Consider the following 14330-nt stretch of genomic DNA (forward strand, 5'->3'; position numbering starts at 1 on the left):
CTTTATTCCTTTAGCAAGCATCAATCGCGTTTTTAACACGCTTATCTGATACTGGGTAAGGCGTACCGAGCTGCTGTGCGAAGAAGCTTACACGAAGCTCTTCTATCATCCAACGCACCTCTTTTACATTTTCTGGAACCGCGATCCCTTTTGGAATTTTATTCAGCAGTTCTTTGTAATCATTCATTACTGACTCAACTTTGATCATGTGAAGACGATCTTTGTTCGGGTCAATTGGCAGTTTTTCCATGCGGCGTTCAATCGCTCTCATATAGCGTAGAATATCTGGCAGGCGTTTCCATCCACATTCTGTGGCAAAACCCTTAAAAATCAAACCTTCTACCTGAGCTTTTATGTCAGAAAGTGCGAATGCCATAGAAAGATCCACGCGTCCTTTCAGCTTTTTACTGATGCTGAATGCCGTGGTTAGGATGGTTTCAACCTGCTGAGCAATCTCAACAACCGTATCACCCAGCTCTGCACGTACGTGTTCTTTCAGTGCTTCAAACTGCTCGGGTTCCCAAACCAAACCGCCCTTCTCTTCAATCAGCTTATCAATACCACAAGCGATACAGTCATCAATAAGATCGAGTACCTGTCCGTATGGGTTGAAGTACAAGCCAAGTTTCGATTTGTTCGGCAGGTTAGAGTGCAAGTATTTGATCGGCGATGGCACGTTCAACAGGATTAAACGACGCTGACCCGATTTCATAGCCGAGATCTGCTCTTGCTCGGTTTCGAACAGTTTGATCTCTACGCTGTCTTTGGTATCCACCAGCGCAGGGAAGGCTTTAACATCGTAGCCACCGCGTTTCTGCTGGTAGACTTTTGGCAATTCACCAAAGCTCCACGTGTGCAGGTTCTGCTGCTCGATGTCATCGTCTGCCACTTTAGAAAGCGTTTCTTGAACCTTGTCTTTCAGGCTCTCTTTCAACTCATGCAGATCTTTCTGTTCTTTCAGCTTACGCTTGCGATGATCTACAGCACGGAATGTTACCTTTAAGTGCTCTGGAATCTGGTCTAACTTCCAGTCATCACGCACTACTTCCACGCCCGTCATGCGGCGTAGCTCTTTCTCAAGAGAATCCAGTAACGGTGCTTCAAGTGGTGTCACACGTGCCAAGAATGCATCTGCGTAGTTTGGCGCAGGTACAAAGTTACGGCGTAGCGTTTTAGGTAACGACTTAATCAAGCTAATTACGAGCTCTTGACGTAGACCTGGGATCTGCCAATCAAAACCGTTCTGGTCGATCTGGTTCAAGATAGGCAGCGGAATGTGTACCGTTACACCATCGTTATCGTCGCCCGGCTCAAATTGGTAACTCAGCTTGAGCTTGATACCGTTTTGATGCCAGAAATTCGGGTAATCCAGATCGGTAACGTGGCTAGCATCGCCGCGGAACAGCATCGACTTTTCAAAGTTAAGCAGCTCAGGTGTTTTCTGACTGGTCTTCTTCCACCATGTATCAAAGTGACGGCCAGAAACCGCTTCTTCGCCCACACGCTGGTCATAGAAATCGAACAGTTCATCATCATCGATCAAGATGTCACGACGACGTGATTTATGCTCAAGCTCTTCGACTTCTTGTAGAAGCTTACGGTTCTGCTTGAAGAAAGCGTGTTTGGTTTCCCACTCACCTTCTACCAACGCGCTACGCACGAACAACTCGCGGCTGACGGTGGCATCAATCGCGCCGTAGTTCACAAGGCGTTTAGGTACGATTGGGATTCCGTAAAGCATCACTTTTTCGTGTGCCATTACCGCTGCTTGTTTCTTCGACCAATGTGGTTCGCTATAGCTACGTTTAATCAGGTGTTTCGCTAGCGGTTCAATCCATTCAGGTTGAATCTTCGCGATAACACGGCCCCAAAGCTTTGAGGTTTCTACCAACTCAGCAGACATGATCCACTTAGGCTGTTTCTTAAATAGGCCAGACGCAGGGAAGATGTGGAAACGCGCATTACGTGCACCTTGATACTCATTCTTCTCTTGGTCTTTCATACCGATGTGCGAAAGCAAACCTGATAGCAGTGACATGTGAATGCCATCGTAGCTGCCCGGTTCTGTATTCAACTTAGTATCCAGCTCACGCATTGCTTGGTGAATTTGGAAGTACACATCTTGCCATTCACGGATACGTAAATAGTTGAGGTAATCTTGCTTACACTGTTTGCGGAACTGGTTACTCGACAGCGATTTTTGCTGCTGCTTGATGTAGTCCCACAAGTTCACAAACGTGATGAAGTCAGACTCTTTATCGAAGAAACGCTTGTGCTTGTCATCAGACGATTGTTGCTTATCTGATGGACGCTCACGCGGATCTTGAATCGACAACGCAGACGCGATCACCATCACTTCGTGTAGGCATCGGTTACGTGGCGCTTCAATCACCATACGCGCTAAACGTGGATCGATAGGCAGTTTTGCCAGCTTACGACCAATCGCGGTTAGCTTCTTCTTATCATCACCGTGGTTTTTGTTTTTGTTCGCTGACGGTTCAACAGTCGCGATCGCACCCAACTCTTCAAGCAGCCTTACACCGTCTTGAATGTTTCGCTTATCGGGCGCTTCAACAAATGGGAACGCTTGAATGTCGCCTAGGCCTAGCGCTGTCATCTGAAGGATAACCGATGCTAGGTTAGTACGAAGAATCTCTGGGTCAGTAAACTCTGGGCGTGATTCGAAATCTTCCTCTGAGTACAGACGAATACAGATACCTTCCGCAACACGACCACAACGACCTTTACGCTGGTTAGCACTCGCTTGAGATACCGGCTCAATCGGTAGGCGTTGTACCTTAGTACGATAGCTGTAGCGGCTGATACGCGCCGTACCCGGGTCGATAACATACTTGATGCCCGGAACGGTTAACGAGGTTTCTGCCACGTTGGTTGCCAGAACGATGCGTCGACCAGTATGAGACTGGAAGATACGGTTCTGTTCACCCGCCGATAGACGCGCGTAAAGCGGAACAATTTCAGTATCGCGAAGGTTACGTTTACTTAATGCATCTGCGGTATCACGAATCTCTCGCTCACCGTTCATGAAGATCAAGATATCGCCAAGCCCTTCATCACACAGCTCATCAACCGCTTCAAAGATGCCTTCGATTTGGTCGCGGTCTGAATCACTTTCATCACCACCTAATGGGCGGTAACGCGTATCTACTGGGTAAGTACGGCCAGAAACTTCAATGATTGGTGCATTGTTGAAGTGCTTCGAGAAACGCTCTGGATCGATGGTTGCCGACGTGATGATCACTTTCAGATCAGGACGCTTTGGCAGCAACTCTTTCAAGTAACCCATGATGAAATCGATATTTAGGCTGCGTTCGTGCGCTTCATCGATGATGATGGTGTCGTACTGATTTAAGAATCGGTCGTGTTGAATTTCCGCCAGTAGAATACCGTCGGTCATCAATTTGATTTGGGTATTGTCCGAAATCTGGTCGTTGAATCGAACCTTATAACCAACGAACTCACCCAGCTGTGTTTCCATCTCTTCAGCAATACGGTTCGCAACCGAACGCGCCGCAAGACGACGAGGCTGAGTGTGACCAATTAAGCCAAAGCGGCCGCGGCCAAGCTCAGAACAGATTTTTGGTAACTGAGTGGTTTTACCCGAACCCGTTTCACCCGCCACGATAACCACTTGGTTTTCAGCGATGGCTTTCGCGATGTCTTCGCGTTTTTGGCTAACCGGTAGAATTTCTGGGTATTCAATCGTTGGTTTCTGTGCCGCACGCTGAGTTGCCGTCATCATCGACTTAGCAATGTCTAACGCAATCTCATCAAAGACAGCGTGCTTAGCTTGTTCGTTCTTAATTTTGCTCGCACCAGCAATTCGCTTACTCAAACGGAAGCGATCGCGCATCATACATTCGTTGAGCGCTTTACGAAGAGAGGCTGGGCTATTCTGAGATGATTTATTGTTTGTCGCTGATTGTTCAGCTTTTTTGGTATTTGATTGTTCAGCAGATTTTTTCGATGCAGCTTGGTTTGGTTTCGCTTTGCTCTGTGAAGAACTTGGCTGTGCTGCATTCTTGTTGTTATCTGCTTTTTCCGGAGACGAAGTCAAAGCGTGTCCTATTCTTGTACTTATTAAACTCGCGCGATTATATCACAAGTCTCAAACAAAAAAGCCTGACAGCAAAGGGAAAACCTTTTGCTATCAGGCTGATTAATCTCGCTAACACTCGCAGGAGCTATGAAAGCGCGGTCAAATGTAAGTCGTACTTAGTCAACTCTGGTTTAAAGCTAACGTTAAAAACTGCGCTTAAAACTCATATTGGAAGTAAACCGTGTTGTAGTTACTGCCGCCTTTGATACGACCATACTGAGAGGATTTTTCAAAGATCGCAGAACGGTGATGCAATGAATAACCGAACCATAAGTTGTTCAAGTCATTCTTACCAATCAAGTCGCCGACGTTCACATCAAATGAGAAGTCTAAGTAGTTTAACAGATGGCTTGCTGTGTAACCTTTACGGTCCATCTCTGAGCCTTCGATGTAGGTAATCGAATCGATGTAAGACATACCTTCTGCCACACCAACACGCCACTGAGTTGGCCAATCAAAGGTGTAGTACGCCTTGATTGCGATAATGTATTCGGTGCTGCTTGATTGAACGTCTGAACTCCAGTGATGCGCAATACCTGGGGTCAAATAGATGTCCAATGGGAAGCCGAAGATCTCATCGGTTAACGGGTGTCCATAGAAGAACGAGGTCAACTGGTTATTGTATTCGTCTTTCTCTGTATTGAACTTCATGATGTCGCCAATATTGGATGGCGTTGCCCAGCCGTGTGCGACACGTAAATACGGCGCATTGCTCAGCTTAGGTTTCGGCGCTTTCTCTTTGTCGTTAAAGAAGCCAAAGCCAAGGTACAACTCACCTTGATAACGATCTTCAACAATCGACGAGTCGTAAGCGTTATCGTCCAATCGAGTCACACTGGTTGAACCCAATAAGTACAAGTTTGAAACCACATGGTAACGCGTTTCAACACCAACATTTAAGTCAACACCGGCACCAATGGTTTCATTAGACGCGGAGTAATACTCGCTATTGAAGTCAGCACTTTTATAACGAAGTGTCGCGCTCGGGTAAAACTCCCAATCTCCGGTTTCATACTTAGCTTTAGCACGTAAGTTACCGTGGAAGTTGTATTCACTGTCGCTCATTAATTCCGTCTCGACAGACCAAGAATCATCAAGCTGGTAGGTCAGTTGAGCACCGAAATCCGCCGTATCGCCTTCAATCGCGTTCTGCTCAGATGCTGGGATATCAATAAAGCGCATGCGAGAGATAGCATTGAAAGACCACTTCTCATCGTCAGTTTGATAGAGGTATGCCCCCATCTCGGTACCGTCAATGAACACATAATCGTTCTTGAAAAACAGCATCGGTACGAATGAGCTAACCGATTGGTCACCACCAGACGTGTCATAAGGGATGCTCGCAGTACGGAACATTGCAGCGATGCCCCACTCTTGCTCTTCAGCGGCCCACGCATTAGCACTTACGAAAATGCTACTTAGGAAAGCACTACCTAGTAAAACCACCCCAGATGAAGGGAGAGTCGGTAAATATTTGAGCTTCATTCTTATCTAATTACTCTTTGTAATAAATATTGTGTTACTGAATAGACATTTATTAACCATGACGGCTAACTATTTTTAGGTTTGCTCGGCATTGGCCGTTACAATGTAGAATATTCTCGGTTAAATGAAAGTATTGTGAAAGTCTCCGAATTACAAAACATTATAGATCACTTACCCAAAGATTCCGATCCAGATATTGTTATGGGTGAGGCGTGGTTGCCCGAGCGTTTGGTGGATACCAACCTAAACGGTGACATGCTATTTCTTGAATTCGATAATGCCCCTGAAGACAACCAAGGGGATGAAGAAGGCCGTGGTTTTGTTGAACACGAGATTGCTATGATTCGTGAAAAGCTCGAACTGTTATTAGACGAGCCTTCCGATACCAAGACTAAAGCCGATGCCCTATTGGCAATATTTCTAATGGGTCATGAACTTTCTAGCTCGGAAGTTATCGAAATACTTGAATCAACAGAATCTGACTCAGTAGAACTTGAAGCATCACAGCTTCAAACCACAAAGCCAGACACGAATAAGCTCGAAACAAAAGAACACCACGACGACTAACCACTAACGATTTTAGGTACCGTATTGAAACCCTCTACGACATCATCTCTTCCCCTGTTACTCGCCGGACCCATTTTAAGAAAAACCACCGCGACTGAAGTGGTACTTTGGTTAGTCACCAGCTCGCCTCTTAAAGGCAGAGCTGAACTTCACATTCAAGAAACGGGCTTTTCGAACGAAAAAGAGCATTCTGAAGCAGAACAAGACCAGCCGTTTTATACCTCATCGCTTGAAGAGCATGATTCAATTCAAATCGGTACACATGCGTGGGTAACACTAATTCGCTTACAAGGTGAGTTTCCGACTAATACGCTGCTTGAATATGACATTCACACAGAGTCAGGTTCACTAAAAGAGCTCGCCCCTCACCTTGTTTACAACGGTAAATCTCGCGTTCAGTTTAAGATATCGACCTCGGCTGATTACATTCTGCATGGCTCTTGCCGTAATCCGCATCATCCAAGCAAGGACAGCCTAGTCGCAGCCGACAACAAGATGGCCGAGCAAACCGTCGCTGAAAGACCCGACATGCTGATGATGAGCGGCGATCAGATCTACGCCGACCATGTGGCAGGCCCAACGCTTGATGCTATTCAACAAGTGATTCAACGGCTTGGCCTTGTAGGCGAGAGCTTACCGACCGACTCGCAAATTAAACAAATCAACAGCAGTGACGCTCTGTATAACAGTGAATATCACTTATATCAGCGTCATCACTATTTACCGCACCACACCGCTTCAGAATCCATGCTCGATAAGTTCTTCCCGAACCGTGGCGTGCCGATTTTTAGCTCTACCGATTGTGAAAACCACTTGGTCACGCTGTCTGAGTTTATCGCGATGTACTTATTGGTTTGGTCTCCGACACTCTGGCAATGCGTCAATCGAGAGCGTTTAATTGAGAATAACTTCACTCAAGGTGGACGCCAATTAACACCGACTGAGCAGCAACAGTGGCGTGATGAAAGCGTCATCATGGATGATTTCATTGCTGGCTTACCGCAAGTACAACGTCTATTCGCGCATATTCCAACGTACATGATCTTCGACGATCACGATGTGACTGATGATTGGAACCTTACCGTGGGTTGGGAACATGCCGTCGACCAAAATCAGTTCGCAACTCAAGTCATTGGTAACGGCCTTGCGGCTTATTGGATGTGTCAAGGTTGGGGTAACAAACCGGAGAGCTTCGACGAAACGTTTATCGAGCAAGCAAAACAGCTTTTTGTTGATCAACTGCTCATTACTAAACAACCGCGCATTAGTAAACAAACTCATAATGAAACCGGCAATACAGCGACTACTCACTCTATTGGCAACATCGAGCCAGACAAGCATCAAGCCTTCATTGAGATGCTGAGTCGCTTTGAAGAGTGGCATTACACGATCGATACCTCGCCAAAAGTCATTGTGTTGGATACTCGAACGCGTCGTTGGCGTTCAGAGTCACGCATGAATAAGCCTTCAGGTTTGATGGACTGGGAGGCCCTGATTGAGTTTCAACATCAGTTAATGAATCAAGATAAAGTGGTGATCGTTTCTGCTGCACCGATGTTTGGCGTGAAGTTTATTGAAACACTGCAAAAGATGGCGACCACAATCGGCAAGCCATTAGTGATTGACGCTGAAAACTGGATGGCACATCCGGGCAGTGCTAATACACTGATCAGCATCTTTACCCATACCAAAACACCAACCAACTTCGTGGTACTTTCTGGTGACGTTCACTACTCCTTCGCTTATGACATCAAGCTTAGGTATCGTCGCAACAGCCCGAACATCTATCAAATCACCTGTAGTGGTATTAAAAATCAGTTCCCTGCTCCGCTGCTTAAATTCTGCGATGTATGGGACCGTCTGTTATACAGCCCTCGCTCAGTTTTGAACTACTTCACGAAGCGTAAACGCTTGAAGATCGAAAAGCGAAGCCCCGACAATCAAACCTTCTATCGCCTTTCAAACCGCAGTGCGATTGGAGAATTGAGGCTAGACACTGATGGGAAACCGCAATCGATCACCACCCTGAGCGGCGATGGTAAGGTTACGCGTTTTCCGGAACCGGACTAGGAAGTGCTCCTTATCGCTCGCGTATCCGTAATGTCAGTTTTTAGTAAAGACGCTTGCGATCACACTCTGTAGACCCAATAGTTATGGTTATAGTTGATAGCTATCAGCGTTACGGAACCCGATACAAATTTTAACTGGAGCTCGTTATGTTCAATTCTCTCACATCAATGTTTAAACAATTGATTGAAGGCCAGGACCTAAGCAAAAACCAAGGCACATCACCTAATATCGCCATCGCGAGTTTGTTGTGTGAAGTGGCGGGAGCCGACCATCAGATCAATGAATCAGAAAGAGTCGCTAAGCTACAGCTTCTGCAACGTTTGCTGGATTTAGATGAAGAACAAGCAAAGGTGCTGCTCGCGCAAGCAGAGCCGAAAGTAGAGCAATCAGTATCGCTGTATGACTTTACATCGCAACTCAGAGACCTATCTCAGCCAGTGCGAATCGACTTAATCAAAGCGATGTGGGAAGTAGCGCATGCCGACGGGGAAATTGACCCTATCGAAGACTCTGTGATCCGTAAAACAGCAGAACTGCTCTACGTCGACCACAGTGACTTTATCAAAACTAAGCTGAACGTCCTCGGTAAAAGCTAACCACAGGTTTTCTATTCGCGTTAAGCCTCTGTATTAACGTAATCGATCGCCATGCATGATGCCTTTAAGTTCTAATGGCGCGCCTTTTTTCGTTACATAAAGGCCGCGCTGATTCGATACCAACACACTGCGCTTACCTTGGGTTTGTTGAATATATAAGTGCTTGATATTGAATGTCTGTTTATCTTGGGCCTGCTCTTGGTCCAATTGGTAAAGGTAGTAGTGATTCCCCCAGCGTAAGAACACACCAAACATTTGCTTGGTTTGGACGACATTCCCATCCATGTCGTAACCAATGTACTGCATTTTAACTCGACCATTTTCCAATCGAAGTGAGATTTTCTCCCAGCCTATCATCGGGTATTCTGCGGTGAATTTATAAGTACTTTTGGTTGCGAGCCCAGAAATTAAGCCTACATTTAGAATCACAAAAAGCGTCAACAAGATAGGCATCCAAAACTTACGATTCATATCAGCTATCCTCGCTCATCGTCATTGTCGTCATCACAAGAGAGCGATTTAAACTGATGGCTCATCTCTTTCCAGCGCCCGTTTATCAAAGCAACGGCTTGAATGTTCTGACACCCAACGCCAATGCGATGCAGGTAGAGTGACTCAACACCGAGTTCTGACACAGTATTCAACTCAGTTAAAAGCTCTTGATCAAAATTCAAACTGTCGTGATAAACATCCATGCCGCGATAGTTCGTCTTATCCATAAAAAAGGCAAACTGATAAAACAGCATGAGAAGAAACGCGCTGACTAATATTCCTGCGATGCGAGAGCGATGACGCGCGATAAAGTGCTGAACCTGACGTTGTTTATACGGGTCTGGTTGCTTCGTTAAGGCTGGCTCATGTTCATTGTCACCACGCTCAGTACTCGAGCTCTTTGATACTGAGGTTTCTTTAAGCGCTTCAACTCGAGGCGCTTCATATTGAGGTACTTCAACTTGAATAGCCGAGGTGGGTGTAGATAGGTAGCCACCAAGCTGTTGAGGTCTGCTAAAACTGTACCCTTCCTTCTGCACCGTTAATATTTTGCAATCACACTTAAGTGAACCTAATGCTGTACGAATGTTCTTCACTGCAACATTAAGCGAACTGCCTGTCACCACCCTGCCCGGCCAACAATGCTCAAGCAAGAAGTCGCGACCCACCGCTTTGGGGCTGTTCTTCACGAGGAACTCAAGAATCAAGGCTTCTGAGGGAGACAAAGTCACCCGCTTGTCCAAGTTCGAATCAATGAGTGTGTTGTTAATCATCTCGATACCCGAAGCGTCTAAGATGATTTTTTCAGGGCTACTGGCGTTCATTTTGGCGAGGTGTTCATAAATAAAAAGGTCATCAAAAAGGTGTTTGTTTGGTCGAGCTAATGCCAAACCATACATAGAAAAGAATAGTGATAAGTTTAGCCAATAATTAAGCCAAATATAAGCTCAGCAGGTAACAAGATAAAATAACAATAAGGTGAGTGAGTCACGCAGACTCACTCACCTTAGTACAAAGCCTAGCCATTAGAACAACTAATGAGGTCTATAGAAAGAAAGCTACATCGATTGATTTTGATAATTTTCGTTTTCGATAGCTTCCATTTTCTTTAGTTCTTATTGTCTATAGATCTCATTTATTTATAGGTCTAGTTTAAAGCCTAATTCACTGACCATGACTTCAGCAAAGCCTAGCTTTACTGCATTCAACTGGCTAGCAACTTCGCGAGCTTGTTGTTCGTCTTTAGCCAATATTGCCATTGAGTAGATAGGTCTGATCATCGCTTTTTGGTTTGGCTTCTCTTGAGCTATTTCTTGATGCTTTAAGTAAGCAGACGTAATCACGCCTTGAGCGCTCCAATCGACAACCATTTGTAAATCTTGGCTGATAATCTCATCGACAATGAATTGATTCTCAGGCTCTGTCCAAGCGAGTTCGACTGCGTAGTTTTTGAAAGCGACTTCAGTGTTTAACCACTTATTGCCGATGTCTCTGATTTCAGTCACCTCGACAAGCTCTTTAAATTGGAATGGTAAGTTACCAATCAACTCTCGCACGTGCTGCTCACTGTCCGCTTCAATCACAAACTTGATGATCGGAAACTTCTTATCTCCGACAAAGCTTTCTGATACGAACATGTCGTGGACCAAGCCTGCATCAACTAAGTTAGCAAAGGCTTTTTGCTGATGAGGCATTGCCTCAAATACCGCTTGAGCATCATCGGTTTTCCAAGCCACTGACACGCCGTATGCCGCAGCATGGCTATAGCTAGAGAATAGAATCGCTGAAAATAGAAAGCTAAAAATAGCTAAAAAGGTTCCTCGAATTGTTTTCATTATGTGGTTTCCTAATTAGTCGCGAATAATTTCGTACAAGTTAGGGTCAGCAGAAACCCCTTCGATTTTTAAAGGTGGTAGCTCTTTTCTCATCACTTGTATTGCATCATGGAATTGCTTCTTACTTTCCCATTCAGCGACATTGATAAAGCGGTATGTCGCGTCCGAACTTAAAGAGCGGTGCAATTTGGTAGAGATATATCCGGGTTGCTTCACCAATACATCTCGCGCATCTTCCCAATACGTTAATGTCGCGGCTTCATGGGCTGGCTCGACTGAAAAAGTGTTAATCAATACAACGGGTTGTGCCGAAACCAACGCACTTACGCTTAGCGCCCCCAGTGCCAATCCATACTTAATTATGTTCTTCATCCTATTCTCCTTGTTTTGGGTGAGCTAACGCTATCATCTAGCCCAACCCAATCAAGGCTGCTAACTGCGATTTAATATTAATTAAAAAGCTAAATTTCAAACCAATAATATTCACTCGTTAATTAAGCGATTTAGCCATTCACTATTGATAAACCACTCGCTGAAATGAGTTTTCTTTGGAAGGGAATTTTTCTTAAATTACAGGCATAAAAAAACCACCTAATAAGTAGGTGGCTCTTAATTTGAATAACTCACAAGAGTCTGGCGGGTTTGAGTTTTAACCAAGCGCCGTTTAATGCAAACGACTACAGCATCGTCAGCGTTAGCTTAGCCAAGTTATAAGCATCAACATAACCCGAGTGCTGACGACCTTCCCACTCAATGTTTTTCGCTTCTTGTGCGGCGCGGTGACCAATGCGCTTGTCTTTCAATCGATTCTGAACTCGATAAAGCGTGGCGATATTCAAGAACTCGCTAAACGGAGGTTCGATACCTTTTTCAATACACTCTTTGTGTAAGATGAGGTCGTCACGTCCCCACGCTGCATAGATTTTTTTTGGACCGCCGAAGTTCTTAATCATCGACTTGATGACAGACTCTAATGGGCGACCCTGCTTTTCGATTTTACGAGGTGTAATGCCCGTTAACTCGGCACAGAATAGAGAGACTTCGTCTTTCTCTGGCTTAACGTAGTATTGTGCTCGCTTCACGATAGTGCCAGATGCTAGATCAATCTCAGCAAGACCAACTTCAATGATCTCCCCTGTTGTTCCCACACCGTCTTCGCTCCAACAGCACATTTCCAAATCGAAACACACCACTCGATTGTGATTCATACGTCGCCTAATTCTCTCGTCAAAAATTTCGTGAAATTGTACATGAGCCCAATACAGAACTCGACCCTAGTTGTATCAAGTGCTCATTTAGCCTGCAATTGTCACTCGATTTCGGCCATTCGACTTACTTTGATAGAGCATGCTGTCTGTTTTTTGCAGAATCTCTTCCGTGTTTTCGTTGGCACGAATGGCAGCACCAATACTCAAAGTACAACTGAGCTGTCGACCTTTATGCTCACAATGAGAGTGACTCACTGTACTTAGAATGCATTGTAGATACCTATCTAGGGCTTCATGGTTTGTAATACTAGAAATGATACAGAACTCATCTCCACCTATACGAAACAGGTTATCACCCTCTTTCAGGCTCACTGAAATCAGCTTAATCACATGAATGAGTAAAGCATCCCCTGCAGGGTGGCCGAATTGGTCATTAATGCCTTTGAACTTATCGACATCAAATCCGATAAGACTAAAGGGTTCATTTCGCTGTATCGCTTTATCTAACATCTTATTGAAAGCACGTCGGTTATAAACTTCCGTAAGACTGTCATGGTTGGCAAGAAAACGAAGCTCTTCTGTTCTTTTATCAAGCATTTGATACAAACGCTCTTTCTCTCGGATTTGCATGTTAACGATATACGCCAACAACAATGAGATGGTTGTCCCCACCAAAACAATTCCAGTTAATACCAAATAGCCATAGAAAGAGATGCATGAATCTATTTTGTAATCGACCTTCCAATCACGGTTAGTCAATTCAATCGTCTTTGTTATGTGGTGGCCAGAAACAGCTTCATAACCCTCAGTTTCAAATAGGATTGGGGAGTCTTCTGCTTCGAAACCCGTATCGGTAACACGAATATAGACATCCATGTCGCCCACCGCCGAAGCCAGTAGATTTTCAAAGTAATAAGTCGTGCGAACCACACCAATCACAACACCGAGCAGGTTGTCGCTTTCCCCCTCAAATACAGGGTGATAAACCAGCATACCTGTCTTTGGTGTGTCTTGATCTAAGCCGTCTTGAAGCAAGCGAACTTTGTCTGAAATATTCGCTTTACGCGTCTGTTTAATATTATCTAAAACCAGCTTGAAGCGCTCACGAGAAGAGTAAAAGCCAAGAACGTTGTCGTTTGCTTGTGTATTGGGATACAGGTCACTAGCAATGAACGCCGGCTCGCCATCTAAGATGTAGCCAAAGGCTTTTGCTTCGTGTTTTGGAATCGTGAACAGTTCGTAAGACGGGTATTTTTCTTTCATCTTAGCGGTATGCTCGGCAATCTCATCTGCCGGCACTTTTTGCATCCACTGTAAGCCGATTAAGCTTTTTGAGTCATTAATCGTTTGCTGAGCAAAACGGTCAAATTTGTCCCAGTTTTCAGGTTCGTTAGAATAGAAAAAATTAGCACCTGAACCAATATAAGCCACATCATTGGCGATAAACGCTTCCAAGCTCAATGTCTGGTGAGTAGCAAAGCTATCCAGATTCATATTTAGCGCGCGGTTTTGGTTGAGCGCGACTAATATAAAACACAACACAGTAATCAAAAAACTGACCGAAAATACGACCAATGGGAGAGTTCGTCTCTTCAACCCTGTTAGTGGGTCGGTGGTGTGGGGCATGTGGCTTCCAAATAGGCTCTAATGAGTTAAAAGTATATAACGGAAGGGAATGATGCTCCATTTAAGTTTGGTTTTAAAAATGACATAAAATGGGCATTGTTTACCTCGCTCTTACATCGGCGACCAATATTCGACCGAATCTCGACTAAATTTCAAGCTAACACACCAAAAACCCACTTGATTAAAAACATTAAATACCACTCTTAAGCCTTGAATATGCTAGTATCCATCCATATTTATAGCTTGAAAGTGACCGTTTCGGCTTAGTGCCAATGAGTTTCTTTCCAACCTGTATATTCCTTTGAACCGACGAATATACCGTTAAATCAAT

The 14330-nt window shown here is 44.7% G+C and carries 11 protein-coding genes; 3 read left to right on the forward strand and 8 right to left on the reverse strand.

Annotation, left to right across the window (positions count from 1 at the left end):
- Positions 1–10 precede the first annotated feature (10 nt).
- Entirely contained in the window at positions 11–4078 is a 4068-nt protein-coding gene (gene hrpA, locus OCV20_RS09800; RefSeq protein ID WP_086775389.1) for an ATP-dependent RNA helicase HrpA, read from the reverse strand.
- 198 nt (positions 4079–4276) lie between these two features.
- Positions 4277–5605, reverse strand: coding sequence for a MipA/OmpV family protein (locus OCV20_RS09805; protein WP_086775390.1), 1329 nt, complete (start codon positions 5603–5605; stop codon positions 4277–4279).
- Between the two features lie 81 nt (positions 5606–5686).
- Between OCV20_RS09805 and OCV20_RS09810 the strand changes: the two genes are divergently transcribed.
- The 3 genes from OCV20_RS09810 to OCV20_RS09820 all read left to right on the forward strand — a co-directional run bounded on the left by OCV20_RS09810 (position 5687) and on the right by OCV20_RS09820 (position 8838).
- Positions 5687–6172, forward strand: a complete 486-nt coding sequence (locus OCV20_RS09810) for a VC1380 family protein (protein ID WP_086775391.1) — start codon at positions 5687–5689, stop codon at positions 6170–6172.
- Positions 6173–6196: 24 nt separating this feature from the next.
- On the forward strand, positions 6197–8242 hold the full coding sequence (locus OCV20_RS09815) for a metallophosphoesterase family protein (protein ID WP_086775392.1): 2046 nt from the start codon (positions 6197–6199) through the stop codon (positions 8240–8242).
- A 146-nt stretch (positions 8243–8388) separates the two neighbouring features.
- Positions 8389–8838: a tellurite resistance TerB family protein gene (locus OCV20_RS09820; protein ID WP_048609171.1), complete on the forward strand. Its 450-nt coding sequence runs from the start codon at positions 8389–8391 to the stop codon at positions 8836–8838.
- A gap of 33 nt (positions 8839–8871) precedes the next feature.
- On the opposite strand, the gene OCV20_RS09825 is transcribed toward OCV20_RS09820, so the two are convergent.
- The 6 genes from OCV20_RS09825 to OCV20_RS09850 form a co-directional block, all read right to left on the reverse strand.
- Positions 8872–9309 carry a hypothetical protein gene (locus OCV20_RS09825; RefSeq protein WP_050621982.1) on the reverse strand — a complete coding sequence of 146 codons (438 nt, stop codon included), beginning with the start codon at positions 9307–9309 and terminating at the stop codon, positions 8872–8874.
- Between the two features lie 5 nt (positions 9310–9314).
- Positions 9315–10019: a winged helix-turn-helix domain-containing protein gene (locus tag OCV20_RS09830; RefSeq protein WP_414503114.1), complete on the reverse strand. Its 705-nt coding sequence runs from the start codon at positions 10017–10019 to the stop codon at positions 9315–9317.
- Positions 10020–10469: 450 nt separating this feature from the next.
- On the reverse strand, positions 10470–11165 hold the full coding sequence (locus OCV20_RS09835; RefSeq protein ID WP_050654444.1) for a hypothetical protein: 696 nt from the start codon (positions 11163–11165) through the stop codon (positions 10470–10472).
- Positions 11166–11180: 15 nt separating this feature from the next.
- Entirely contained in the window at positions 11181–11537 is a 357-nt protein-coding gene (locus tag OCV20_RS09840; protein WP_048609176.1) for an antibiotic biosynthesis monooxygenase family protein, read from the reverse strand.
- A gap of 305 nt (positions 11538–11842) precedes the next feature.
- Positions 11843–12373, reverse strand: a complete 531-nt coding sequence (locus OCV20_RS09845) for a 3'-5' exonuclease (protein ID WP_017068784.1) — start codon at positions 12371–12373, stop codon at positions 11843–11845.
- Positions 12374–12460: 87 nt separating this feature from the next.
- A complete protein-coding gene (locus OCV20_RS09850) occupies positions 12461–13999 on the reverse strand; it encodes a sensor domain-containing diguanylate cyclase (protein WP_048617459.1) in 1539 nt (512 codons plus the stop codon).
- Between the last annotated feature and the right edge of the window lie 331 nt (positions 14000–14330).

It is taken from the genome of Vibrio coralliirubri, assembly GCF_024347375.1.
Classification (GTDB): Bacteria; Pseudomonadota; Gammaproteobacteria; order Enterobacterales; family Vibrionaceae; genus Vibrio; species Vibrio coralliirubri.

Excerpts from the sequence above, each read along its gene's own strand:
- OCV20_RS09805 (WP_086775390.1), bottom strand. The coding sequence starts at position 5,605 with ATGAAGCTCAAATATTTACCGACTCTCCCTTCATCTGGGGTGGTTTTA.
- OCV20_RS09820 (WP_048609171.1), top strand. The coding sequence starts at position 8,389 with ATGTTCAATTCTCTCACATCAATGTTTAAACAATTGATTGAAGGCCAG.
- OCV20_RS09825 (WP_050621982.1), bottom strand. The coding sequence starts at position 9,309 with ATGAATCGTAAGTTTTGGATGCCTATCTTGTTGACGCTTTTTGTGATT.
- OCV20_RS09835 (WP_050654444.1), bottom strand. The coding sequence starts at position 11,165 with ATGAAAACAATTCGAGGAACCTTTTTAGCTATTTTTAGCTTTCTATTT.
- OCV20_RS09840 (WP_048609176.1), bottom strand. The coding sequence starts at position 11,537 with ATGAAGAACATAATTAAGTATGGATTGGCACTGGGGGCGCTAAGCGTA.
- OCV20_RS09845 (WP_017068784.1), bottom strand. The coding sequence starts at position 12,373 with ATGAATCACAATCGAGTGGTGTGTTTCGATTTGGAAATGTGCTGTTGG.
- OCV20_RS09850 (WP_048617459.1), bottom strand. The coding sequence starts at position 13,999 with ATGCCCCACACCACCGACCCACTAACAGGGTTGAAGAGACGAACTCTC.